The sequence below is a fragment of the Candidatus Nitrosacidococcus sp. I8 genome (assembly GCF_945836005.1).
Lineage (GTDB): Bacteria > Pseudomonadota > Gammaproteobacteria > Nitrosococcales > Nitrosococcaceae > Nitrosacidococcus.
Genome location: NZ_OX241534.1, coordinates 1,182,416 through 1,206,673, shown reverse-complemented (window position 1 = coordinate 1,206,673; position 24,258 = coordinate 1,182,416). Strand labels below are relative to the sequence as shown.

At 37.0% G+C, this 24,258-nt stretch carries 26 protein-coding genes, 1 tRNA gene and 1 pseudogene; 15 read left to right on the top strand and 13 right to left on the bottom strand.

Annotated elements, in window-relative coordinates:
- Nucleotides 1-68: 68 nt before the first annotated feature.
- On the bottom strand, nt 69-230 hold the full coding sequence (locus OOL07_RS05975; RefSeq protein WP_264695597.1) for a hypothetical protein: 162 nt from the start codon (nt 228-230) through the stop codon (nt 69-71).
- A gap of 384 nt (nt 231-614) precedes the next feature.
- Between OOL07_RS05975 and OOL07_RS05970 the strand changes: the two genes are divergently transcribed.
- Entirely contained in the window at nt 615-2,141 is a 1,527-nt protein-coding gene (locus OOL07_RS05970) for a peptide MFS transporter (RefSeq protein WP_264695595.1), read from the top strand.
- On the opposite strand, the gene OOL07_RS05965 is transcribed toward OOL07_RS05970, so the two are convergent.
- Entirely contained in the window at nt 2,104-3,261 is a 1,158-nt protein-coding gene (locus OOL07_RS05965; RefSeq protein WP_264695593.1) for a PEP-CTERM sorting domain-containing protein, read from the bottom strand. The genes OOL07_RS05970 and OOL07_RS05965 overlap by 38 nt on opposite strands.
- Nucleotides 3,262-3,552: 291 nt before the next feature.
- Here OOL07_RS05965 and OOL07_RS05960 point away from each other — a divergent pair, with 291 nt between their 5' ends.
- Nucleotides 3,553-4,254, top strand: coding sequence for an MgtC/SapB family protein (locus tag OOL07_RS05960; protein ID WP_264695592.1), 702 nt, complete (start codon nt 3,553-3,555; stop codon nt 4,252-4,254).
- Here the strand turns inward: OOL07_RS05960 and OOL07_RS05955 are convergent.
- Nucleotides 4,251-4,685 (bottom strand): TetR family transcriptional regulator C-terminal domain-containing protein, encoded by a 435-nt coding sequence (locus OOL07_RS05955; RefSeq protein ID WP_264695591.1) that lies wholly within the window; start codon nt 4,683-4,685, stop codon nt 4,251-4,253. The two genes, OOL07_RS05960 and OOL07_RS05955, sit on opposite strands and share 4 nt — an antisense overlap.
- Nucleotides 4,686-4,730: 45 nt before the next feature.
- Nucleotides 4,731-4,835, bottom strand: a pseudogene (locus OOL07_RS09290) (TetR family transcriptional regulator); the annotation flags it as partial.
- Nucleotides 4,836-5,117: 282 nt separating this feature from the next.
- On the opposite strand from OOL07_RS09290, the gene OOL07_RS05950 reads away from it, so the two are divergent.
- The 3 genes from OOL07_RS05950 to OOL07_RS05940 all read left to right on the top strand — a co-directional run bounded on the left by OOL07_RS05950 (nt 5,118) and on the right by OOL07_RS05940 (nt 8,525).
- A complete protein-coding gene (locus OOL07_RS05950; RefSeq protein ID WP_264695589.1) occupies nt 5,118-5,633 on the top strand; it encodes a cupredoxin domain-containing protein in 516 nt (171 codons plus the stop codon).
- A 44-nt stretch (nt 5,634-5,677) separates the two neighbouring features.
- Nucleotides 5,678-7,159: an amidohydrolase family protein gene (locus OOL07_RS05945; RefSeq protein WP_264695588.1), complete on the top strand. Its 1,482-nt coding sequence runs from the start codon at nt 5,678-5,680 to the stop codon at nt 7,157-7,159.
- A 91-nt stretch (nt 7,160-7,250) separates the two neighbouring features.
- Entirely contained in the window at nt 7,251-8,525 is a 1,275-nt protein-coding gene (locus OOL07_RS05940; RefSeq protein WP_264695586.1) for an MFS transporter, read from the top strand.
- On the opposite strand, the gene OOL07_RS05935 is transcribed toward OOL07_RS05940, so the two are convergent.
- From OOL07_RS05935 to OOL07_RS05915, 5 genes are all read right to left on the bottom strand, one after another.
- Nucleotides 8,517-9,863 (bottom strand): sensor histidine kinase, encoded by a 1,347-nt coding sequence (locus tag OOL07_RS05935; protein WP_264695585.1) that lies wholly within the window; start codon nt 9,861-9,863, stop codon nt 8,517-8,519. The genes OOL07_RS05940 and OOL07_RS05935 overlap by 9 nt on opposite strands.
- 4 nt (nt 9,864-9,867) lie before the next feature.
- Nucleotides 9,868-10,527 (bottom strand): response regulator transcription factor, encoded by a 660-nt coding sequence (locus OOL07_RS05930; RefSeq protein ID WP_264695584.1) that lies wholly within the window; start codon nt 10,525-10,527, stop codon nt 9,868-9,870.
- Nucleotides 10,527-10,850 (bottom strand): PepSY domain-containing protein, encoded by a 324-nt coding sequence (locus tag OOL07_RS05925; RefSeq protein WP_264695582.1) that lies wholly within the window; start codon nt 10,848-10,850, stop codon nt 10,527-10,529. Before OOL07_RS05925 ends, OOL07_RS05930 begins: the two co-directional genes overlap by 1 nt.
- On the bottom strand, nt 10,847-11,215 hold the full coding sequence (locus tag OOL07_RS05920) for a PepSY domain-containing protein (RefSeq protein WP_264695581.1): 369 nt from the start codon (nt 11,213-11,215) through the stop codon (nt 10,847-10,849). Before OOL07_RS05920 ends, OOL07_RS05925 begins: the two co-directional genes overlap by 4 nt.
- A 62-nt stretch (nt 11,216-11,277) precedes the next feature.
- Nucleotides 11,278-12,036 carry a hypothetical protein gene (locus OOL07_RS05915; protein ID WP_264695579.1) on the bottom strand — a complete coding sequence of 253 codons (759 nt, stop codon included), beginning with the start codon at nt 12,034-12,036 and terminating at the stop codon, nt 11,278-11,280.
- A gap of 395 nt (nt 12,037-12,431) precedes the next feature.
- Between OOL07_RS05915 and OOL07_RS05910 the strand changes: the two genes are divergently transcribed.
- Complete coding sequence (locus OOL07_RS05910; protein ID WP_264695577.1) at nt 12,432-12,590, top strand: hypothetical protein; 159 nt, start codon at nt 12,432-12,434, stop codon at nt 12,588-12,590.
- Between the two features lie 159 nt (nt 12,591-12,749).
- On the opposite strand, the gene OOL07_RS05905 is transcribed toward OOL07_RS05910, so the two are convergent.
- Nucleotides 12,750-13,445 carry an SDR family oxidoreductase gene (locus OOL07_RS05905; protein WP_264695575.1) on the bottom strand — a complete coding sequence of 232 codons (696 nt, stop codon included), beginning with the start codon at nt 13,443-13,445 and terminating at the stop codon, nt 12,750-12,752.
- A gap of 110 nt (nt 13,446-13,555) precedes the next feature.
- On the opposite strand from OOL07_RS05905, the gene OOL07_RS05900 reads away from it, so the two are divergent.
- Together OOL07_RS05900 and OOL07_RS05895 are read left to right on the top strand one after the other, a co-directional pair.
- On the top strand, nt 13,556-14,032 hold the full coding sequence (locus OOL07_RS05900) for a nucleoside deaminase (RefSeq protein ID WP_264695573.1): 477 nt from the start codon (nt 13,556-13,558) through the stop codon (nt 14,030-14,032).
- Nucleotides 14,033-14,067: 35 nt separating this feature from the next.
- Nucleotides 14,068-14,529, top strand: coding sequence for a hypothetical protein (locus tag OOL07_RS05895; protein ID WP_264695571.1), 462 nt, complete (start codon nt 14,068-14,070; stop codon nt 14,527-14,529).
- A gap of 17 nt (nt 14,530-14,546) precedes the next feature.
- On the opposite strand, the gene OOL07_RS05890 is transcribed toward OOL07_RS05895, so the two are convergent.
- Nucleotides 14,547-14,621: transfer RNA gene (locus OOL07_RS05890), tRNA-Glu, on the bottom strand.
- Nucleotides 14,622-14,746: 125 nt separating this feature from the next.
- On the opposite strand from OOL07_RS05890, the gene pcnB reads away from it, so the two are divergent.
- From pcnB to panD, 5 genes are read left to right on the top strand one after another with little or no spacing between them, the layout of a single operon-like run.
- The gene (gene pcnB / locus OOL07_RS05885; RefSeq protein ID WP_319804045.1) at nt 14,747-16,048 is read left to right on the top strand and encodes a polynucleotide adenylyltransferase PcnB; all 1,302 of its coding nucleotides are present in this window, start codon (nt 14,747-14,749) and stop codon (nt 16,046-16,048) included.
- On the top strand, nt 16,041-16,544 hold the full coding sequence (gene folK / locus OOL07_RS05880; protein ID WP_264695569.1) for a 2-amino-4-hydroxy-6-hydroxymethyldihydropteridine diphosphokinase: 504 nt from the start codon (nt 16,041-16,043) through the stop codon (nt 16,542-16,544). Before pcnB ends, folK begins: the two co-directional genes overlap by 8 nt.
- The gene (gene panB / locus OOL07_RS05875) at nt 16,516-17,310 is read left to right on the top strand and encodes a 3-methyl-2-oxobutanoate hydroxymethyltransferase (protein WP_264695568.1); all 795 of its coding nucleotides are present in this window, start codon (nt 16,516-16,518) and stop codon (nt 17,308-17,310) included. The genes folK and panB overlap by 29 nt, the downstream gene beginning before the upstream one ends.
- A complete protein-coding gene (panC, locus tag OOL07_RS05870; protein ID WP_264695567.1) occupies nt 17,310-18,158 on the top strand; it encodes a pantoate--beta-alanine ligase in 849 nt (282 codons plus the stop codon). The genes panB and panC overlap by 1 nt, the downstream gene beginning before the upstream one ends.
- A 23-nt stretch (nt 18,159-18,181) precedes the next feature.
- Complete coding sequence (gene panD, locus OOL07_RS05865; RefSeq protein WP_264695565.1) at nt 18,182-18,574, top strand: aspartate 1-decarboxylase; 393 nt, start codon at nt 18,182-18,184, stop codon at nt 18,572-18,574.
- 32 nt (nt 18,575-18,606) lie between these two features.
- Here the strand turns inward: panD and OOL07_RS05860 are convergent, their stop codons facing one another.
- On the bottom strand, nt 18,607-19,194 hold the full coding sequence (locus OOL07_RS05860; protein WP_264695563.1) for a cytochrome P460 family protein: 588 nt from the start codon (nt 19,192-19,194) through the stop codon (nt 18,607-18,609).
- Nucleotides 19,195-19,471: 277 nt separating this feature from the next.
- A complete protein-coding gene (gene pdxR, locus OOL07_RS05855; RefSeq protein ID WP_264695561.1) occupies nt 19,472-20,956 on the bottom strand; it encodes a MocR-like pyridoxine biosynthesis transcription factor PdxR in 1,485 nt (494 codons plus the stop codon).
- A gap of 365 nt (nt 20,957-21,321) precedes the next feature.
- On the opposite strand from pdxR, the gene OOL07_RS05850 reads away from it, so the two are divergent.
- Together OOL07_RS05850 and haoB are read left to right on the top strand one after the other, a co-directional pair.
- A complete protein-coding gene (locus tag OOL07_RS05850) occupies nt 21,322-23,070 on the top strand; it encodes a multiheme c-type cytochrome (RefSeq protein ID WP_264695559.1) in 1,749 nt (582 codons plus the stop codon).
- Nucleotides 23,071-23,076: 6 nt separating this feature from the next.
- Nucleotides 23,077-24,132: a hydroxylamine oxidation protein HaoB gene (gene haoB / locus OOL07_RS05845; RefSeq protein ID WP_264695557.1), complete on the top strand. Its 1,056-nt coding sequence runs from the start codon at nt 23,077-23,079 to the stop codon at nt 24,130-24,132.
- Nucleotides 24,133-24,258 lie beyond the last annotated feature (126 nt).

Here is a 24,258-nt window from a genome sequence, read left to right as displayed (position 1 = left end):
GGGCTAAGTAGGGTTGTTATGATCACTAAATCTAAACTAAGTATAACATTACCTTGAGAATTTAAAGACTAAACTGTGGATGAGCCAGCAATAGACATAGCTGCAACTAAAGCAAGTCCTGCTAAAATGTTTTGAGCTTTATCTGGGCGATGCCATAATCTCATTATTTCAGAGGCACCAATAGCAGAAATTGCTGGTATAACTAATTTAGCAAAGATGCCAAATACCAATAAAATAACAAGATATTTTGATATAACTTGAATTTTAGAGAGTTTAGCTAGTAACCCAGTATTAAATAGTAAAAAAGCCGCATAAGTAAAGGAATTTTGATAGGTATTTCTTCCTTATTCCTTAAAAATAACTACTTGACCAAGTGTGATATGCCAAATATCTAATCCTAATTTTGGTCATAAGGCTGCTATAAAATAAACTCCGAATAGTAGCCAGATAAACTTATATTGAATTATTCTCGGTAGCCTTGCGATAAAAGATATAGCCTGTTGTTCTTCCATAACTTCATTTTAAATAAAGCTATTTAAAATTTAATGCGTATGATAATCATTTAAATATAATTCTAATGTATAGCTGAATATATAAAAAAAACAAGGTAACCTATGGACAAGCAACCTGTAAATTTAGCCTTTTCTTTATCCTCCCAGACTCATTCATTTACCACTATTTTAGTTATTGAAATGTGGGAGCGTTTCGGCTATTACGGCATGCAGGTGCTGATTGTTTACTATATGGTACAACAACTTGGATTTAGCGATCAGCAGGCTAATTTAAGCTGGAGTATTTGTGTTGCACTCATTTACACTACGCCAGTTATTGGTGGGTGGGTGGGTGATAAAGTGCTAGGTACACGCCGTACCTTATTGCTTGGCGTAGTAATCCTTGTCATAGGCTATGGATTAATAGCAATACCTAAGCAAGATACCGATTTTATGTTTCTAGCCTTAGGGGTCATTATTGTGGGCAATGGCTTATTTAAGCCAAATGCCAGCAATATGATCCGTAAAATCTACCAACAAGATAACTCTAAAATAGAAAGTGCGTTTACCCTGTATTACATGTCAGTGAATATAGGCTCTATGATTTCTATGCTACTCATCCCATGGGTAAAAGACTATATCAATGACTATTTCCATAGTGATTTTGGGTGGTATATTGCATTTTCAATCAGTGCTATTGGGCTTATTTTAGGGTTAAGCTACTTTTTTATGATGCATCAGAGTATTGCACATATTGGCTCTTATCCAGATTTTCAACCAATAAAGTTAGATAGGCTTAGTTTAGTGTTTATCGGGAGCATCATATTTATATTTTTTTCTGCTTTTGTTATTAAAAACGAATATATTGCTCGCTGGTTCATATATATAACTGGGATTAGTGTATTGCTATTTTTTATTTTTTTAATGGCTACTAATCAAGGCAAAGAGCGATATGGATTAATTATTACCTTTCTTTTAACTTTACAAATTGTTTTTTTCTTTATTTTTTATCAACAAATGGCTACCTCGCTAGCCTTGTTTATCTTGCGTAATGTGGATTGGGGGTTTTATATTTTTGGAATCCATCTATTTAATTGGGCACCTGCTCAATTCCAAGCATTAAACCCTATTTGGATTTTTATCTTAAGCCCTCTTCTTGCTTGGAGTTATATTTATACTAATCAAAAAAATAATTCTATTGCTACTAAATTTATCATTGGTTTTATTGCGATGGCAGCCAGCTTCTTTGTTTATAGCATAGCAGTACATTTTTCCAATACCGAAGGTAGAATTTCTTCTTGGTTTATTGTTTGGGGCTATGGTTTTGGGGCACTCAGCGAACTGCTGATTAGTGGTTTAGGATTAGCTGTTATTGCCCGCTATACCCCAGATCAGATAGGTGGATTAATGATGGGAGTTTATTTTATTGTCACGGGTATTTCCCAATACTTTGGCGGATGGGTTGCTACCTTAGCAGCAATTCCTAAGAATATTATTGATCCCCAAATTACTTTGCTTATTTATACTAATCTATTTAACTGGCTATGTATTGCAGCAACCATTTGTGCTTTAGTTGCTTTAGTATTATTACAGGTAATTAAAAAATTTCAATTTAAATTACAGAATATAGATTCCTACGAGAATAAATGAAAATACTACCCAATAAGAATAACGCTAAACTACTTGGTTCAGGAACGTTACTAGGAGGAGTTTGACCTCCACTGCCATTATCGCCTCCATTGCCTCCATTATTAGCACTATGCAAATTGTAACCGAGATCTTGCAAAATCCCTAAATCTACGTCACTAAAAGTTCTTTTCTCAGTACCAGGATAAATTAAATAGTACATTAAATCACTTGGATTATTTAGATGGACTAGGCTGGAGCCTTGCTCCCAAGTGGAAGGAGCATAGACTTGAATAGGATTTCCTCCATTAGCTGCATTAGCATGCTCGCCACTAAAGAAAACATTATTGCTAGTCAAGGCACTTGGAGAAACGTCAAATATTCCTGCAGAATTAATAAGTGGAATAAGTGGTGTGCCATCTCCAAGCACTAAATGGCTATCATAGGTAGTATAGGCATTAATACCGTATTGGTCTGCATAAATACTTGCTCCTGTTTCACTAATAAAGGAATCAAAACCTAAGTCATGAGCAATCTCATGGAGGGCTACAGTGAAAAGATCGTACTGATCAAATGCAGGAGCATCTAAGCTGCTGTTCCAATTTTGATCAAAATTAAACTGTATCGTAGCATCAGGTATAGTTACGTCAGAAGGAACTCCCGGACAGAGAGAATTGCCCTCTCCACAGGGATTGTCCCCTGTAGTAATATGGATGGAAGGGAAGCTGTTATTAAATCCATTCTGAATAAGATAGTTAGCACCTCCTTGTGCCAATATATCATTGGTAGGCGTATTATCCATAGATAAACTACTATAGACCAAGGGGGGTTGACCAGCGATTATATTATCGCTGTTAGATGGAGTACTAGGTGATGAAGTACTAAGGCTGCCAACTTCCAAGTTAAAAGTTCCATTTTCGTTAATCACTGTATTGATATATTTAAATACACCTTGGAGAGTATCTTGGCGTTGTTGCCCTAATGTCAGCCCATTGGGACCAACTATAGTTGGATCATCAAACCCAATACCTGTATTATTGTTTACATCATCATAAATTGGATTGAACATAATAGTTGCTTGGGCTGTAATAGAGCTACAGCCAAATAATAGCGGGAATAAGTATTTCTTAAGAAAGGATAACATAGTGATTGGTATATATTTTACTTATCTTTGGAGATAAACAAAGCAAAATATATGCCATATGTTATATCACTAATAATATCAATTAGATATTAATATTAGTTTATAATTTCTACTTGATTTTGTTCAATTTTTTGTCACATTCGTGCCCATTATTTTCACCTCTCTATACTGTTTTCAAACAAAAATTTAAGATAATGATAAAGTATTTGCTATTCTAATTTTGGACCAAGCCTTACTATATTTTAAGTTAGATCATTGCTTATTAAAAACCTAAAAACAATATAGCATATCATGCTAGAAGAGATTTATACGGAAGTTACTTTACGGCTACTGGTTTCCCTTGTGATAGGCGCTTTTATTGGTCTTGAACGTAGTTATCATAGTCGCCCTGCAGGATTTCGCACTTATGCTTTAGTATGCCTTTCTACTTGTCTTTTAATGCTCGTCACTACCTATGAAATGTATTGGCTTCCCAGTGCTGCTTTAGAATATACCAGAATGGATCCTACTCGAATGGCTCAAGGGATAATCACAGGAATTGGTTTTCTTGGAGCAGGGGTAATTATGCAGCAAGGGGTAGCTGTCCATGGATTAACTACAGCTGCTTCCATTTTGGCTACGGCTGCTATTGGTATATTGATTGGGGTTGGTTTCTATTTTCCTGCATTTTTAGCCGCTTTTCTTATCCTTGGTATACTCTCTTTTTTCAAGTGGTTAGAAAGTAAAATTCCTGTACAAACTTATGCTTATCTTTCGATTCGTTTTATGCCCCATGAAAAAATACCAGAGGCAGAAATTCGCTATTTAGCAGAAAACCAAGGGTTTACTGTTTCTAACTTAAACTACCGTATTAACAATAAAGAGGATTTTTTTGAATATAGTATGGTAATTCGTACAAACCATGTACATCATATTGGATCACTTGCTACTACGCTTAGTCAAAATAAACTAATTAGAGAATTTATAATTTCACCTACACCAATAAGTAATTAATTTATAGTTAAGTTAAATAATTTAATATCACAATTTTTACTAAATCCTGCAAAAAAATGATTCATCATAATAGGAATTTGCTCTTTTAAATTATAACAAGCACTGTTTCTAATATATTCTTGAGCAATACCTGTTAAATAGCAGAATAAAGATAAAGTTAGAATTTTTGGATCAGCCTTAGTTGTTAAATAGTTTTTTTCCTGAGCTCTCTCAAAATAGCGGATTAATAAGCCAAAACTCTCTAATTTTTGCTGATTTTGTTTTTTTAGTACTTCTTCCATATCCCCAGAGTAGTCACACTTTAAAAAAAAAATAGTGAGGATACGCTTTTTCTGAGCATTTTGCTCTAAATCAATTAATAAATTAGTACATAAATCTGAAAGCTGTTTTAGTGGGTTTGGGTGATCTTTTTCTAGATCTTGTAAAATCATATCGGTAAGTGGCTGGTATAACTTATTATTAAGTGACTGAAAAATATCTATTTTATTTTTAAAATGCCAGTAGATTGCCCCCCGAGTGACACCTGCTCTTTGTGCAATTTCCTCAAGGCTTGCTTTAGCTACCCCTTTTTCAACAAAAATAAAACTTGCTGCCTATAAGATATCTTCACGGGTTTCTTGAGAACTGGCTTTAGTTTTTCTAGTCACTAATAGTTTTATACTCTTAAAATATAACGATCAACATACAATAGTGTATGTTACAAATATTTGCTTATTTTGTCTAATGATTAATGTTTAAAAATAAGTAGTTTCAATGAATTAGTAACTAGCATCTATACACCATCCTGTTTCTCTCCTAAGATTTATATACAGGTATATTTACCTTAATTAAATTAAATAATTTTAACTAGACAGGACTAGATTATGACGAAAAAAATACTATTCTTAATACTAGGTGCATTATCTTTCATTGTATTAAATGCAGAAGGGCATGGAGATGATGATAAACATGCTAGCCACGGGGAGCATAGCAGTAGCCATGGTGGAGAGCATAGCCATGAATCAGCAGCGGGAAAACCTGGAAGTCCTTACAAGGTTAACCGAATCATTAAAGTAACTATGAATGATAGTATGCGTTTTGTACCTGATCAAATCACAGTAAAACCTAATGAAATTATTCGCTTTAGCGTGAAAAATGATGGAAAAATCACTCATGAAATGGTGATTGGCACTATGGATGAACTTAAAGAGCATGCAGAGATGATGCGTCAAATGCCCAATATGGACCATGAAGATCCCAATGCAGTTTCAGTTGAAGCAGGAAAGAGTGGTGCACTGATATGGCAATTTAATGAATCGGGTACTGTAGACTTTGCTTGTTTAATTCCAGGACATATGGAAGCAGGTATGAAAGGACAGATCAAAATAGCAGCTGAATAATACAAGCTCTTGAGCGGGGCACTCTCTATTATGAGGAGGTTTATATGTATGATTTTGACCCTGAAGGGAAGCGGCTACCTATAAAAATAGATGGCACCTCTAATGGTGAGTTTGCCCCCTATGAAATTACCGATGATCAGAAAAAAATCAAAGAAGAAGCTAGCAAAAAAGCTTCTGAATTAGCAAAGCACCTAGGTAGAACTAGGCGATCATTTTTAAAATCCGCCTGTGGGGCGGCAGCTACCTTATTTGTAATGAATAAAGCCCATGCTTATCTAGGCTTAACAGGTGGCTTTTTCAACGTATCTGCAGAAACAATTACTGAATCAGAGCTAGCAGAAAAAACAGTGAATAGCCCTTATTTAGTGATGGATATGCAAACCCATTGTGTAGAGCCTTCTGGAAATTGGGCAACAGGCAAAGAAGGGAAAATTTGGATTCAAACTCTAACTCAGGTCTTTGATCAAGCTCCTAAATGCTTAGGAAAATCAGCAGAACAAGAACGATTTCATTGCTATTCTGCCCAACAATTAGTTAAGGAAGTATTCTTAGATAGCCAAACCGATATTGCAGTAGTCTCTGCGCTATGGGGGGCAAAAGGTCATAATCCCACTCCTACGGACTATGCCGCTGAAGTAAGGAATCTTATTGAAACCCTTGGGGATCGTAATCGAGCATTAATCCATGGTGGTGTGCTACCCAATGAAGCCGGTGCTCTTGATTTTATGGATGAGCAGGCTGGAAAATATCAAATAGATGCATGGAAATTCTATCCCCAATGGGGACCTAATGGGGTAGGATTCTTCTTAGACGATCCAAAATACGGGATTCCAGCCATTAAGAAAACAATTAAACTAAAAAAACCGATTATCTGTGTTCATAAAGGGTTATCTCTACCGGGGCTTGAGTATAAATATTCTTCACCAGAAGATATGGGAAGAATCGCAAAAATGTTTCCTCAAGTAACCTTTATCACTTTTCATTCTGGATTTGAAAACGAAGTAGCTGAAGGTCCTTATAATCCTAGCAATCCAAAAGGCGTAGATCGCCTCATCAAAGCCCATCAAGAGAGCGGCTTTAAACCTAATCAAGGGAATTTATATGCAGAGCTAGGCAGCGTATGGCGTCATAGCATGTCCCATCCGAATCGAGCAGCTCATCTCATGGGGAAGTTACTAAAATATTTTGGAGAAGATCGGATTTGTTGGGGTACGGATAGTATTTGGTATGGTAGCCCACAGGATCAAATTCAAACTTTTGCTAGCTTTGAAATTTCAGAAGAATTTCAACAAAAATATGGCTATCCCCCATTAACAAAAGCAGCAAAAGAGAAAATCTTTGCAAACAATGCACTGGGAATCCACGGTATTAACTCTAGCCGCATCAAAAAATTACAGCAAGATAAAGTCAAAAATTTCCGAGAGCAGTATGCTCTTTCTCCTAACCCAAGTTTTGCTACTTTTGGTCCGAGAACTAAAGAGCAGTATGAATCTCTATGGAAAAGTAGAGACGGTTATCCTACCTAATTTTCACCCTCCTTTGAGCTGAACTAGCTTAGATAGGTGCCTTATGCTGTACAATTAAGGCACCTTTTTTTTATCTACTAAGACTAAACCCATGACAAGTACGCCTATTAATCCATTAGGTCGGGTGCTTTTTGCAAGTATGGTAGGCACCACCATCGAATTTTTTGATTTTTATATTTATGCTACTGCTGCAGTGCTGGTTTTTCCTAAGTTATTTTTTCCTGCTTCAGATCCTACATCAGGAGTATTACAATCTTTAGCCACTTTTGCTTTAGCATTCTTTGCTCGACCTTTAGGTTCTGGATTATTTGGTCATTTTGGCGATCGGGTAGGTCGTAAGGCTACCTTGGTAGCTGCTCTACTTACTATGGGTATATGTACTGTGTTAATAGGTATGTTACCTACTTATGAACAAATTGGAATTTTCTCACCCCTATTGCTTGCTCTATGCCGTTTTGGCCAAGGACTAGGGCTAGGTGGGGAATGGGGCGGTGCTGTATTATTAGCCACTGAGCATGCTCCCTTAGGTAAGAGAGCTTGGTACGGCATGTTTCCCCAATTAGGAGCACCTGTTGGTTTTATTGCGGCTAGTGGTATTTTTTTAATTTTATCTGCCTTATTAACCGATAATCAATTTTTTAGTTGGGGTTGGCGCATTCCTTTTATTGCCAGTGCTGGATTAGTCATTATTGGTTTATGGGTTCGATTAAAAATTACTGAAACCCCTGTATTTCAAAAAACTCTAGATGAAGAAGGACGGGTACAAGTGCCTATGGTTTCTGTGTTTCAACATCATACCCGTGCTTTAGTTCTAGGTACGATCATTTCACTGGCAACTTTTGTTTTATTTTATTTAGTCACTGTATTTGCTTTAACTTGGGGTACTACTCAGCTAGGATACTCTCGAGAACAATTTTTGTTTATGCAGATTGTTGCAGTGATATTTTTTGGAGCCACTATCCCTCTTTCAGCACTCCATGCAGATAAACATGGTCGGCGCCATGCTCTTTTATGGATTAGTGGAATTATTGCTATCTTCGGCATGTTATTTGCTCCTTTATTCTCAGCAGGCGTATGGGGTGTATTATTAGGGTTAGTAATTGGTCTCTCTTTGATGGGCTATACTTATGGTCCACTAGGAACTGTACTCTCTGAGCTTTATCCCACTCATGTACGCTATACGGGTACCTCCCTTAGTTTTAATTTGTCTGGAATTTTTGGTGCTTCTTTGGCTCCCTATATTGCTACTTGGCTTGCTACTCACTATGGTCTTCAGTTTGTAGGATATTATTTAAGTATTGCAGCATTCCTAAGTTTTATTGCTGTTTTAATGATTGGAGAGACCAAAGATATGGATTTAGCTTGATGTTGTTTTTCTTAAACTAGGTAGCGGTAAAAAAACACGAACTTGTAAGCCACCTTCAGATTTATTATTTAAAAATAGCTCTCCCTCATAGGCTTCTACTAAATCATTCACAATTCCCAAGCCAAACCCTTGTCCAGGTACTTGCTGATCTAAGCGAGTGCCTCTTTCAAGCATGGTTTTTTGATATATCGGATCAATTCCAGGACCATCATCGGTTACTGTAATCATTAGTCCCTTAGATTGACTCTCTAAAGTAAGGCATACTAATCGATCCGCCCATTTACAGGCATTATCTAGTAAGTTGCCTAGTAACTCCAACATATCATCCCGATCGAAAGGAAGGGATTTATTGGGCAATCCTCTCTCTATTTTTAACTCTAGTCCATGATCATAGGCTTGTCGTAAAGTGCGAAGCAGCAAAGGAACATCTTCAGTAGGGATAAATCGATTTTTTGGAGCAAATTCTGCGGCAATCCTCGCTCGACCTAATGCACGTTTAATACTAGACTCCATTTGCTGGATTTGTTCGCTCATATTTTTTGCAAGATCTGGATCAATATTTTGTAACTGAGTTTGGCATTGATTTTTTACTACTGATAAGGGGGTTTTTAACCCATGACTTAAGTCGCCTACAGCATGCCGGGATCGGCGTAGCTGTCTTTCCGTATAATCTTGTAATCGGTTAACCTCGTTTACCAAAGGTTTTAATTCTTCTACTACATCAGTATCTAACATAGTACGTTGCCCATCTCGAAATTGTGCCAACTGTTGATGGACAAGATGAAGAGGGGTTAAGCCACGGCGAATAAGCCACTGCTGAAGCAATGCTAAAAATACAAGAATAAAAATCCAAAGTAAAATACCACGGGCTTTAATATAGGTAAAATCCTCCAGTTGAGGGGCATAATCCAAAGCAACAACAATAGTAATAGGCTGATTGGCAATTTGATAATGGGCTTGGTAGCGAAGTAATTTCTGCCTTTGAGGACCAAGTATTAAATCAATACTCAGTCCATCTTTTTCAAGTTCCTTTAGTTGAAAATCCCATAAAGAGCGAGAACGCCAATAAGTATCTTTTAAAGATATAATGAAGTAATGGCCAGAAAAGGGGCGATGATAGATAGGGTTAATTGCTTGCTGGTTTAAATAAATTTTTTTACTTTCAGGTAGGTGGTTTAAAGCAGCTAAAATATTGATAGTTTCACTATGTAAACTAGTTATTAATGAGGTACGTTGTCTTTGATCTAGCCACCAAATTGCTATTTCCCCCATGAGTGCCCCAGGAATAAATAGGCTAATAAATAAGCCAATTCCTAGCTGGCGTTTCATGGAAATCATGGATTTATCCTAAAAAGCAGTAACCTTGGCCCCGGCGTGTTTCTATAATTTGCTCTCCTAACTTGCGACGTAAACGGCTTACATGAACTTCTAACACATTGCTATCCCGCTCATTTTCTCCATTGTATAGATGGTCATTGAGCTGCATACGGCTTAATACCCTACCTGGATTTAGCATAAAACAACGCAATAGACGAAATTCGCCGCGAGTGAGTTCATATTCTTTTCCTGCCTGCCAAACGCTCCGACGTGACTCGTCTAAGGCTAGTTCTCCTGCTTCAAGTCGTGGGTTATTCACGGTACCATGGCTACGGCGTAGCACTGCTTGTACCCGAAGTAATAATTCATCAGGATGAAAAGGTTTACTTAAATAATCATCAGCACCTGCTCGTAACCCTTCCAAGCGTTCCGCCCAAGAATCTCGAGCAGTTAAAATGAGTACCGGTAAAGTAAACCCCACTGATCGCCAATGCTCTAATACTTTTAGCCCACCTAAGCCGGGTAGTCCTAAATCAAGAATAGCTAAATCAAAAGAGCTATCATGGGGTGCAATTACTGCATCTCGACCATCGACTAGCCAATCAATGGCGTAACCATGACCTTTAAATAGTGGTAGTAGTTGATCTGCCAGTGCTACATTATCTTCTACTAATAATAGTCGCATTAGTCATCTACTTGATCTTTAATAATTTGCCCATCATTTGCATTAATTTTAAGCTCCCGTACTACACCTGAGGTAGTAAGAATCTCTAGCTCATAAATGAAAATATCTTTTTTTCTCTGCTCTAGATCTGATTCTAGCAATAGTGCCCCTGGGTAGCGTTTTAAAGCAGCTCCTAAAATTTTTTCAAAAGATAATATTTTTCCTTCTTGGCGCAAGCGAAGAGCCTCATTATGGCCTAGGTCTGCTCTTAAACTCCATGAGACAGAAAAAAGGAGAGCAGCTAACACTACCCCCCATTTTATAGAATGATTTCGAATCATCATTCTTTTGATTTCTTTTTTGGGGCTTTAGATTTTTCATTAACGACAGTACCATCAGCGGCGTTAATCTCAATTTTCCACTGCACTCCCTGAGTATCCACTAATTTAGTTTTATAACTATAAGCACTCCCTTTCTTCTTTAAGCTAGAATCACTTATAGTTGCATTAGGATGATTTGCTAAAGCTGCTGCATCTAACTTCTTAAAAAGAGCTTCAATCTCTTGAGTATTATTCTGATGATTTTGTTGAATTTGTGTTGCTTGCCCTTTATTTGGCATTACTTTTTCAATAGAATTAGTTACATCGGCTTGGGCGAAATTCATAGCTAATCCTAAAGAAGAAATTATAAATAATTTATTTATTTTCATAATATTATCCTTTTTTAAGGGTTAATGATTGCCTTAACCTGTTAGGTTAAAGCACTTTTAGATTAAAAAGTATAGACAAGCCGCATTCCTGTATTAAGAGAATCCTTATGCTTAGTTCGCTCTAATCCAACCCCAAACTGTAAGTTAATATGCTCTGTTAGTTCTTTATGTACTTCAGGCATAACAATAAGATTATCAGAATTACTAGGAAAGTTGGGTTTGTACACCCAATTTACCTCTAACCCCAATATTAATCCTGATGAAAATGTATAAAAAAGATTCTGGTTAACTATCCCCTTATAAAATACATTAGAGAAAAAATCACTACGGCGTGCGCCAGCCATACTGAAAATACTCCAATGTTTATTAAATTGGTACTCTAATAGATATATTGCTGTATTTGAAAAACCCTTACCATCTGTAAAATACTCTCCAGTAAATTGCCATCCATGGGCAAAGTGGCTATTATGATAGCCAAAGGTACCTTGCAATGAAGGCTTATAGTCAGCAATCCTCATATTTCCTTCCAAATGACCCGGATCTACGGGGATATTCGTATCTACTTCAAGTTCTACCGCATAACCATCTAAAAAAGAGTATTCAATTTCAGGGCTAGGAGTTACTGTACCTTCATTTGGACTATATTCAGTTAAGGCATTAATTTCAATCTCTCCTCGGGAAGCACAAAGATTACGCACTAAATCATAAATCATAGGTTCTGGTACGTGGGGGCATGGTCCGGGTTCACTACCAGTAGCAAGAGGTAGGCGAAAGAGTAAGATGGCTAGCCCAATACATTTGTGTGTAGCATTTCGTCCCATAAAATAGACACCATCTATAGTTTACCCTTAGCTATAAGCTTAATGATTCAAGCTGAAGAAAAAATGAATTAAAGCTTAAAATTAGCTGAACCATCATTTTTTAAATGAAAAATATTTAAGAAGGTGTGATCTCAGATCTAAAAAACATGTAATAGATCATGATGAGATATATACTGAAGCAAAGGAAATCTAAACTATGCTGGACTTAGTAGATCAAGAAACCCAAAGAATTGATTCTCGATTCTTAGAGCCCATCTGTGGCAATGGTAATTTCTTAGCTGGGGATTAAATTTTCAATTGGACTTATGCCGATAAATAAAAAAGAATTGGCAAGAAAAAAATAATCCTTTTGATTTAAATACAAATCTGAGGTACAAAATGGCTAAATTTAATTCGTGAAGGACTTTCGCCTAGGTAAGGAAATTCAAGAAAAACTGATTAAATTTGCAACTCGTATCCCTATCTTTATGTACTTAACTGATTACCGAGAGCGAACCCTAAAAGATGTAATTACTCAGCTTGATCCGGAATTATTTAAAAGAGTAATGTTATGAAGATGCAAGCCTGACTTATACAGGCATAGATAAGCATGAAGAAGATAAAATTGGGTTATATGATACAGTGCTGTCAAAAGCAGAAGCAGCTGTTGTATATGAAAATATAAGCAATAAATAAGCTAGGAAGAAAGGGGCTAGCTCCCTCTTTTAAGGGAGCTACCAAGGAATTTCTTTCCCCGTGTAGTCATAAAATTTTCCGCTATTTTCTAGCGTAAGCTGCTCAATGACTTGACGCATTCCTGCTACACTTTTTTGGGTAGTAATTAAAGCACCAGCTCCTCCCATTTCAGTTTGTACCCAGCCGGGATGAAGCACCGCAGTTGCTATTTCTTGAGGAGCTAAGTCAATAGCAAGACTTTTAGTGATCATGTTAAGAGCAGCTTTGCTAGAGCGATAAAGATAGGATCCGCCACTAGTATTATCTGCAATACTACCCATTTTACTTGTAATATTAATAATCTTCTTTTGCTGACCTTGGGCAATTTGGGGAGCAAATAGCTGTGCCATTTTAAGGGGAGCCATTGCGTTAATTTTAAATCCTGCTATCCAGTTATCATCGGAAAGATCATAGGAGGATAATTTGCCTTCAGGATAAATGCCGGCATTATTAATAAATACATCAATTTCTTCATCAAAAAGATCCACAGCTAGCTCTTCAATTTCCGTAAAATAGGAAATATCTAGTTGATAGATACTCAATAAATTATGATGTTTTGATTCAAGTTGATTAAGTGTCTCTGCTTTATCTGGATTGCGACAGCAGGCAAGTACTCTCCAACCTACTTGAATATATTGCGTAACAAACTCTAGACCAATTCCCCGGTTAGCACCGGTAATTAATAATGTGGACATAGTGAGATTTCACCTAAAATTATAGTATTTAATCTAATAACTATTTATTCTAGTTTATACCATATAGAGATTTAGCGGTTGCTTATACCTAAAAATTAGGAGGGATTCCTGTGAATCATCAATATTTTTTAACTAGAACAATTGATCTTGCTAGAAAAAATGTGGAGGAGGGTGGGCGACCGTTTTCTACAGTCATTGTTTGCAATGGAGAAATTATTGCTGAAAGCCCAAATAAGGTAGCCCAAACTCATGATCCTACGGCTCATGCAGAGATATTGGCAATTCGAGAGGCTTGTATCAAGCTGAAAACAGAGCATTTAATTGATTGTACTATTTATATACTCACTAGCCCATGCCCTATGTGCCTTGGTGCACTTTACTACTGCAGCCCTAAACAGGTAATTTATATGACAACTCGGGAAGATTATGCTCCATTTTATCGAGATAATCGTAAATACTTTGAACTAGAAACCTTTTATGATGAGTATACTAAGCCTATAGGACAGAAAAGATTACCCATGATTCAAGAACAATCTAAAGAAGCAATTGAAATTTACAGACGTTGGAATGAGTTAAATAAACCTTAATATTTTTTATACTAATTTTTTAAGAGAAATTGAAAATGAGTTGGGATTTAGGAATTGCTATTGGGTTACATCTTTTAGGGGTAGTTTGGTGGATTGGTGGACTTGCTTTTATCACTTTTGTATTTCTTCCCCTCGCTCGAGCCGGAAAATTAGGGGATATATCAGAAGTATTTCAACATATTGAATCTAGATTTGCACCTCAAGTAAAAACTGCCATTATTATTATTGGAATTGCTGGTTTTTATTTACTTTATCGTTTGAATTTATGGAATTCTCTTCATGACCCCCATAAATGGTGGTTATCCTTAATGATATTTTATTGGCTATGGTTTGTACTCATGCTATTTGTACTTCGCCCTGCCGGTTTATTAAAAAGAATCATGAAAGGCAGTGGTGGCAATGCGGATAAAGCATGGCAACGACTCCACATCATCCATGGTGTATTATTAATTCTTGGGTTAATTATTATTGCAGGAGCTGCTGGGGGGGTACTTTAGGTTGGTTCTAGTTACTATGGCGCTCCCAAGGGGAATTGAACCCCTGTTACCGCCTTGAGAGGGCGATGTCCTAACCGCTAGACGATGGGAGCTAAGTATCTGCTATTATACATATCTAAGTAAATTGCTTAAAGAGTTAAGTTACCTAGCTATCGATTACTTTGTGCAAAACAGGGCGGGGTTACTTTTCCTTAGTTTATAAAAATAAAGAGCTACCATTATAAATTCTCCAACAATCATTTCTCAATCTAAGCATGGCATTCCCCGTGAGTGTATCAGTGATCCTGCTCATAAGGTTTTAGAGCATCTAAATAGATCAGGCTTTAATGCCTACCTAGTTGGAGGATGCGTACGGGATTTATTATTAGGTTATAAACCTAAAGATTTTGATGTAGCTACTGATGCTACTCCTGAGCAGGTTCGTGAACTATTCCCTAATAGTCGATTGATTGGGCGTAGATTTCGTCTTGCCCATGTACGATTTAAGCGAAATATTATTGAGGTATCTACCTTCCGAGCTCCACCCTCAGAAAAATTGTTAGATCATAATGGGCGAATTGTAGACGATAATATTTACGGTACTCTAGAACAGGATGCTTGGCGACGGGATTTTTCTATTAATGCACTTTATTATGATATTAGAACTGATTCAGTAATTGACTATACAGGTGGCATAACAGATTTAGAAAAGCACCAGATTCGCTTAATCGGCAATCCGACAACCCGCTATCAGGAGGATCCGGTACGGATGCTACGGGCAGTACGATTTATGTGTAAACTGGGGTTTGATCTTCATCCTGAGAGTAAAGAGGCTATATATCAATTTGCATCTACTTTGCAGAATATTCCTCCAGCACGACTATTTGAAGAGGTGATTAAGCTATTTTTAAGTGGCTATGCGATACAAGCCTTTAGCTTGCTTCGTCACTTTGGGTTATTTCAATGGCTATTTCCAGAAACGGAAACATATTTGATACAAGGAGATAGGTTCTCTCAATCTTTCTTAGAACAAGCTCTTATTAACACAGATAACCGAGTCTTAGAAGAAAAACCAGTAACTGCTGCCTTTTTATTTGCTGTTTTTTTATGGGTGCCAATTAAAAAATTAATTGATCAATACCCAGATTCTAAAAAAATTGGGGAACTCATTAGAAAATCAGTAGAAACTGTTTCTATTAATCAATCTCGTCATATTACATTACCACGACGTGTTTCCTTGCCTATGAAAGAAATATGGTATTTACAACCTCGGTTTAAATACCAACAAGGTATACGAGCAGTACGTTTATTACAACACCCTCGGTTTCGAGCTGCTTATGATTTTTTACTGCTTCGCAATCAAGCCGATGAAATTCCTAATGAGCAAGACACAAACTTATGCCGGTGGTGGGACAAAGTCCAGAGTCTGGAAGAAAAAGAGCGGTTAAATTATTTAAATCCTAAAAGAAGCAGATCCAATCGTAGTAAAACTAAAAAAATTAAACCTAAATTAAATCAGCTAGTAAGTGTAGATGGCTAGCGTATATATTGGGCTAGGAGGCAATCTTGATTGCCCAAAATCCCATATATCTCAGGGATTAATTGAATTAAATCACTTACCTAATACTAAGTATATAATTTGCTCCAGTTTTTATCAAAGTAAGCCTATGGGTCCTCAAGATCAGCCTGATTATATTAATGCAGTTGCTAAAATAATCACTATGCTGACTCCAGAGAATTTATTACTTTGTTTACAACAGATAGAGAAAAATCACCAACGAATAAAGACTCGCCATTGGGGAGAGCGTACTTTAGACCTAGATATACTTTTATATGAAGATATACAGCTAAAGACAGTACGACTTACAATTCCTCACCCTAGGATGCATGAGCGAGGATTTGTAATGTACCCACTTGAAGAAATAGCCCCTCATCTTATAATACCTAGTATGGGGCACATAAGAGAACTAATACCCCATTGTATCTATACTGATATCACAAAATTGGATGAAACGCCTTACCCTATCTCAGCTTAAACAATTAAAGCAGCAAGGTGAAAAAATTGCCATGCTTACTGCTTATGATGCAAGTTTTGCTATTTTATTAGAACTTGCTGGAGTAGATGTACTCCTAGTTGGAGATTCCTTAGGGATGGTGATTCAAGGGCAGGAAAGTACGGTTACGACGAATATAGAGGACATGATCTATCACTGCAAAAATGTAGTAAGAGGTAGCCAACGCTCTTTTATTATTGCTGATATGCCTTTTATGACCTATGCGTCACCTCCTCAAGCACTTCATAATGCTGGACGATTAATGAGGGAAGGGGGAGCAAACATGGTTAAGTTAGAGGGAGGAGCTTTCTTAAAAGAAACTACTTATCAGCTAAGCCTCTATGGTGTTCCAGTATGTGCTCATTTAGGACTATTACCTCAATCTATTTATCAATTAGGTAGTTATCAAGTACAAGGTAAGGATCAGATTTCAGCAGATCGTATTTATGAAGATGCCGTCACTTTAGAGCAAGCAGGAGCGGATATGCTTATTCTAGAGTGCGTGCCTGCAGCCTTAGGAAAAAAAATTACTCAGGCCTTAAAAATACCAGTGATAAGCTGTGGTGCAGGTCCAGAGTGTGATGGGCAAGTGCTTGTTCTCTACGATATGTTAGGGATTACCCAAGGAAAAGCTCCTAGATTTAATCATAATTTTTTAACTGATAAAGACAGTGTACTTGATGGGGTTAAATCCTATGTGCATGCAGTCAAAAATAAGCAATTTCCAAGTTTAGCACAAAGCTATTGATGAAAATTATTCAAACTACGGCATTGATGACCGAACAAGTAAATCAGTGGCAGTCTACCCATAAAAAAATCGCTCTAGTCCCTACTATGGGTAATCTTCATGCCGGTCATTTAGCTTTAGTAGAAAATGCTACTATTCTAGCTGATAGAGTAGTCGTTAGTATTTTTGTGAATCCCTTACAATTTAATGATACAAAAGATTACGAGCGTTATCCAAGAACGCTAGAAAATGATTTAAGAGTTTTAGCACCCTATAATATAGCTGCCGTATTTACTCCTTCGATTACAGAAATATATTCTCAGCCCTTAGAGCAAACTACTCAAGTTAATGTACCTATCCTTTCGGATATTCTTGAAGGTGCTTATCGCCCAGGGCATTTTCAAGGAGTGACTACCATTGTGGCAAAACTCTTTAATATTACTCAGCCTAAAATAGCCCTATTTGGAGAAAAAGATTATCAGCAATTATTAATTATTCGTCGTATGGTGCTTGATCTAGCTATGCCAATAATTATTAAGAATATCCCCACAGTACGAGACTCAAATGGCTTGGCTCTTAGCTCACGAAATAGTTATTTATCTGATCAAGAGCGAGTACAAGCTCCTTTTTTATTTAACACTTTAAGTCACATTGCTACAAAGATTAAGCAAGGAAAACAAAGCTTTACCCATTTAGAGCAAGAATCTTATAATTTATTGGTAAATCACGGATTTCAACCTGACTATGTTAGTATTAAAACTATAAATCTACTCGATCCGAGTCAAGAAGATCACAACTTTGTTGTTTTAGGAGCAGCTTATTTAGGTAAGACGCGCCTTATTGATAATATACCCATTCAGCTAGGATAAAACGAAATAAAGATAAACCCTCTATGTATGTAACTTTATTAAAATCAAAATTGCATCGAGCTTGTGTAACGCAAGTTGAGCTAGAATATGAGGGATCCTGTGCCATTGATAGCATTTTGTTAGATACCGCTGGAATTAAAGAGTATGAGCAGGTGCATATTTATAATATTAATAATGGAGAGCGATTTATTACTTATGCAATGCGTGCTGATGCTGGATCTCAAACAATCTCTCTTAATGGCGCCGCTGCACGGAAAGCTTGTCTTAACGATCGGCTAATTATATGTACTTACGGGATGCTTAACAGTACAGAAGCAGAGTTTTTTAAACCTGCTCTAGTTTACCTAAACCACAACAATAAAATTGTTGGTACCCACCATATATCTACTACAGAAATACCGATAGATAAGGGGTAAAACATCTACCCCTTAAATTTTTAGCTTACAATTTAGTTAGTTTTATTTTTAGGCTTTGCTGCAGTAAGGGTTGGGTAATATTGGGTAAATACCCAATCATCTTGAGCGTTTTTCTGATGGCAGATGTTACATTCAGCTGTAGGCTGGGCAGCAGTAGTTTGAGGCAAAGGATATTTGGTACCAAACATAAAATAAGCCCAATTACCTGGCTCATTTGGAAAGCGTTTTGAATCCTTAATAGCTGCCTCTAGCCCTGTATGTTTACCCATAAAGTAACCATTACCAGTTAAGGCATTTTTAGTGCCTATATCTAATAATTCTTTAATTACCACCGTACCATCACGGAATTTGCCAGTTTTTTTCCAATAAGCAAAACTTTCTGGATCTACATAGACATTATGAAATCCATGAATAGCTGCTTTACCATCATTCATATCATTTGGGGTGACTTGAGTTCCCACATGGACCCATTCTCGATAATCCTTAGGCTGGATAAGTTCACCTTTACTGGTGAAGTGCACAGAAGCTGCAGGGGCACTATGGGCAGTACTAATACTTACACTTACTAGGATTGCTGTTGAAATAAAAGCTGCTTTTAGATTGAAATTAGATTGTTTCATTTAAGACTACCTTTTAAAAGATCTTACTATTCTGTTTTCCACGAATAACTATTAACTATATAGAGCTATAAAAATATAACCTATCTAAGCAATTTATTATAAGTTTCCTACATGTTTGAGTGTATAAAAAAGTAATTAAAAATCTTACAGAAACAAATATAGGTAATATAGGGTACGATAATACTCTTGCTATTGCTGGCGAATCCATTAGCTAGTGCTCCTATTAAGGAGCTCCAAAATATGCCTAAAAAAGAAATTTAAATTATCCTATTAGGTTTTAAGGATTTAGTTTTACTGAAATGGATTTAGCAACCCGATTTATACCTTCTTGAATTTGAGCCTCATCGAGAGAGGAATATCCAAGTACTAGAGTATGCTTACTATATTCCTGATACCCAAAATCATGGGCTCCTCCTTTTTCTAAGGTATAGATACCTACTCCTATTTGTTGAGCAACCTCTTGCATTTCAGCAGCTGTAGGAAAGTGAGAGGGTAAATGCCATACGATATGCATCCCTCCACCTAGTCCTGATAGAGATACTTTACCAAAATGGGATTTTAAAGCTGCAATAAGGCAATCTCTACGACGAAGATAAATACGTCGTATTTGACGCAAATGCCTTGCATAGCTTCCATTTTCAATAAAATCAGCCAATACTGCTTGATCGAGCCATGGATTACCATTATCTAAAAGAGCTTTTACTATCTTTGCGGGTGTTACTAATATCTCTGGAAGCACTAAATAACCTAACCGAAGTCCTGCACCAATAGATTTAGAAACTGTTCCCATGTAAATAACGCAGCCATAGGGATCTAAACCAGCTAAGGCAGTCAATGGGGAGCCATTATGGCGAAAATCGCTATCATAGTCATCCTCTATTAAATAAGCCCCCGTTTCTCCCGCCCAATCTAATAATTGGACTCTACGTTTTAAGGATAAGGTAGCACCTAAAGGATACTGATGAGAAGGGGTGACATAAGCTAAGCTTACCGTTGTATTAGGGAGTTTTTCTGTCTGTAATCCATGGTGATCAACTGGAATAGGGCAAAATTTTGCACCATAACTTTCAAATACATATATCGCTCCCTGATAACAAGGGCATTCAGTAACCACAATACTGTCTTGGTTGATTAATAACCGGGCAATAATGTTTAAAGCTTGCTGGCTACCGCTCACTACAATAATTTGATCTGGGCTAACAGAAATCCCTCGGGCAGGACCTAGATGATTGACAATAGCCCTTCTTAAAGTCATCAACCCAGTAGGATCACGATATTCAGTAATATTTCCACTACCTTTATCTAAATGCTTCAAAATTAAGCGTCGCCAAATCTTGATAGGAAAGGAGTGAGGATCTAATCGGCCTACTTTAAAATCAATATCAATTTTATTTCGCTCTATGTTAGTTAGTCTCGGAGCTCGTCCTTTAAATAATACTGGGTGTCTTTTTTCATATATTTTAGTAGATATTTTTGAGGATTGACTTGGTGTTTTTAGGACTACAGAATCTATAGGAAGATTTAAATTCACGTAAGTACCTGCTGCTTTTTGAGTTTGTAAATAATCCTCAGTAATCAATCGTTCATAAGCAAGCATAACAGTGTTGCGAGAAATACCTAGTTGTTCACTTAAAATACGACTAGCAGGCATCACCATTCCCGGTCTTAATTTTCCACTTAGGATCAGATTACGAATTTGATCAAAAAGCTGATTTTGTAGTGTTTGGTGGCCTCTGCGCTTTAGCTTTAAAGGAATCTGCATACTATGGCTACTAGTGTTTATACTTAATTCTTTACTACTTTTATATATCATTATGTATTAGTAACATAAATTTATCTTTAATATGCGATATAGTTTTGTGGAAATCCTGCTTTTATTGCTATACTGATGCCAGTTACAAATATAGGCCGTAGATGGGGTTCTTAATCATTTTTTACGGCTGTTACAATAGCCATTTGATCGCCGCTATTGTAGATACTATCTTGTAATAATATTCTGATTTTGTGGTCTCCTCGCTTTTCAAGCAGTGCTTTACCATTAAAATCTAAAATAAGTGTTTTATACCTCGAGAATTCATGTGCGAGGGAGGTCAATTATGAGTGACAGTGCAATTTAGAGGTCAATATATGAGTAAGAATATAATTAAAAGGCTTTTGCAAGCTGTGGCTGCAATGATAGGCATGGGTCTATTATTTGCGGGAAGTGCAAATGCCGAAATTCCTGTAGAGCTTTACAAAGCTTTAGGAGTAGATCAAGGAGCTTCACCTAAAACATTATATGAAGCAATTACCAAGCGGTATTATGATCCAAAACAAGGTCATGGGGAAGGTAAATACGCTGAGTATTGGTCTCCACTTCCATTCATGCAATATTTGGATCCTGATAGCTACTATAAACCACCACGGGCTCCAGCAAAAGTTGCTACCAGAGAAGAGTGTATAAAATGCCATAAGGATGAGACTCGTGGTTGGGTTCATTCTTGGAAACAAAGCGTGCATGCTAATTTAGATGAGATTCGTAAACTCACTAAGGATGATTCCCGCTATTACAAAAAAGAACTCATTAAAAAAGTAGAAACTAATCTTCGCTCTTTAGGGAAGCTTGGAGAAGCAGAAGAACTTAAAGAAGTTTCTTGTATTGATTGCCATATGGGTGTTGGTGTTCAAAAGGGTAGCCACAAAGAAGATTTAAGACTTCCTGATGCAGCAGCTTGTGGTGCTTGTCACTTAACAGAGTTTGCTGAAAGAGAGGCAGAGCGTGATACGCTTACTTGGCCTGACACTGATGTGCATGGGAAAAAAATTGATCCTATTTGGCCGCCAGGTCGCCCTTCTCATGCTTTAGATTATCAAGCAAATGTGGAGTTAGCCACTTGGGCAGCAATGGAGGATCGGGAAATTGCAGATGGTTGTACCATGTGCCATATTAACCAAAATCGCTGCGATACCTGCCATACTCGTCATCAATTCTCATCTGCAGAAGCACGTAAACCAGAAGCATGCGCCTATTGTCACAATGGTGCAGATCATAATGAGTTTGAAAACTACATGATGTCTAAACATGGTGCAGTATATGAAACTCATGGCAGTGAATGGGATTGGGAAGTGCCCCTTGAGCGTGCTATTAGCGACAATAAACAAACTGCAGCCACCTGTGCTTTCTGCCACATGGAATATAAAGGTAAATTTGCTCATAATTTAGTACGGAAAGTCCGTTGGGCATTTAACCCTCAAGAAGGCATTGCTAATAATCTTGAGCATCCATGGTACAAAGAACGTAGGGATGATTGGGTAGATACCTGTAGAAATTGCCATTCTAAGAAGTTTGCTGAAAGCTATTTAACATTCTCAGATAATGGCACGATTTCTGGGCTTAAGAAGCAGATGGAAGTAAAAGGAATAATGGAAGCCTTATACAAGGATAAATTATTACCTGGTCAAACTACCAATCGTCCAGCACCACCAAAACCGGAAAAAGATGGTCCTGGTGAATTCTTCCAACTCTTTATGGCTAAGGATAATAATCCAACAACTGTTGAGTTAGCTTATTCTAAGCTGTGGGAACAAGATTTACTCCAAAACTATAAAGGGCTTTTCCATGCTTTCCCAGGTGGATTTACCTATACTTGGGGTTGGGCACCTTTGATACAACACTACACTGAAATTCAAACTGAAAATACCAAGCTGAGAGATTTTGCTAAATTAAAATCTCAAGTTGCTTCTTTAGAAGCTACCGTTGGTAAATTAAAAACTGCAAGCTTGTTAGAGTTAGATAGTAAAGTAAAACAAGCAACAGTAGGCGGCTTGGGAAGTGGTATGGTGCTTGTAGGTTTAGGGTTAGTGGCTTGGCGTCGTAAACAGAAAGCAGAAGGTTAATATTTTGTGTCTGTAGCGAATAAAGCTATACCATCACTTTCAGGAGTATATAAAGCACCTCTGCTTATTGGGAGTATCCTAATAGCAGGGGGGCTTTTCCTCCTTATTTGGCTTGGGTGGTCATTACTTCACTCTACTAGTGGTGAAGGTGCTCCCTATCAATATCAAAAAGTAGCAGAAGGAAAAATTGAAGATTTTTCAGATTTAGAAGATCTTAAAAACTATAAGAATCTAGGGATTAGTATTCTTAAATATGAATTAATTGCAGAGAAGGTTCAAAAAACACCCCTAGCAGAGTTTTACACTGGCACTAGAGATAAAAAAGATTCACCCGTACTGCTTTTATGGAAAAATAATCTTAGAGAACCAATCATCACTATTACAAGTGGAGCTAAGGATCTAAATGATTTAGCTCAAGCTGTAATTCAACATGTTCCTAAGACAGGAATGGTATTAAGTTGGTGGGATACTTCTCATCGCCTTAACCTATTAACAGGTGCAAATACTTTATTCCATGAAAATATGGATGAACCGATTATTATACCTAGTCCGTGGGCTAATCAATCGGAAGGAATTAGGAAGTTTGAAAATGAGTTTTGGCAAGTAAGCGACTCAAATAAGGAAAGAAAGCAGCTAGGTGATCTAGTAGACGCTTTTTTAGCTGATGAAACTACAGGAGTTTCTATGCTAAGAAGCTTTACTAAGAATAAAGATGTATATATTGTGGTCCACTATTCTGATATATACAAAATGGGAATCATGGAACCAAATCGACTAGGTATAGGGTTTAAGGATTTTCCTAATCAAGGACAAACCCATGCATTAATTCCCCACGTAAAAGAGTGGGTAGAGAAAAATGGTTATACATCTTATTTAGTGGAACGGTTGGATAAAGATGTTATTCGCGCCTATTTTCTCACTGATAATTCTTCCAAAGATACTTTGATAGCAAAAATGCTACCTTTTAACTCTTCAAATCCAGCGAAACTCAAAGAGCTTCGCCTTCTTGCTCAGTATGGAGGTTATTGGGTGTATTCCTTGCCTATGGATAGCAACAAGTAAGAAGTCCTATGTTGGATATTCTATATTCTTATTGTTGAGTGATTACTTTAAGCTGATGAGTATACGCTTTAAGTCTAAGCAATTAATCTAGGTTAAAATTTATAAACAATTTTTGTAGTGTGTTAG